Source organism: Bariatricus sp. HCP28S3_F11, assembly GCF_052065395.1.
In the GTDB taxonomy this organism is placed as follows: domain Bacteria; phylum Bacillota; class Clostridia; order Lachnospirales; family Lachnospiraceae; genus Allocoprococcus.
In genome coordinates this window covers 1-404 of the sequence record NZ_JBQHUC010000125.1, presented here as the reverse complement: position 1 = coordinate 404, position 404 = coordinate 1, and the positions used below count along the sequence as shown (strand labels likewise).

Genomic DNA, 404 nt, shown 5'->3' with positions numbered 1-404 from the left:
AGTTAATTGTTACTCTTAAGAATAACAATCACCTCGGATGTCTTTCTCTATTTATTTGAGAATTGATTTTCTTTGTATGCGATTTTCAAGGTACATTGCATAACAGATCATTTATTGTGTCAGATGCTTGCATCTGTATGCAAGAAATTACTCTGTTATATAGTGTGCCTGCACACGACCGAGAGAACTTGTTCTCGAGGTGCAATGTACACACATTTCTCTGACTGATATTTTATCAGTCATTAAAAACCAGAAAATTTTTCTAATCTTTAATCACTGGTAAAACCAGCTTTTCTTTTTTGATTCTGGCGGCCACCTGCTCTCCCACACCGTCTCCAGTGCAGTACCATCGGCCGCTTAGGTCTTAACCATCGTGTTCGGGATGGGAACGGGTGTGTCCCCTA

At 39.9% G+C, this 404-nt stretch carries 1 rRNA gene; it reads right to left on the bottom strand.

Annotated elements, in window-relative coordinates:
- Window positions 1-303: 303 nt before the first annotated feature.
- A 5S ribosomal RNA gene (gene rrf / locus ACTNBR_RS16580) occupies window positions 304-404 on the bottom strand; the annotation flags it as partial.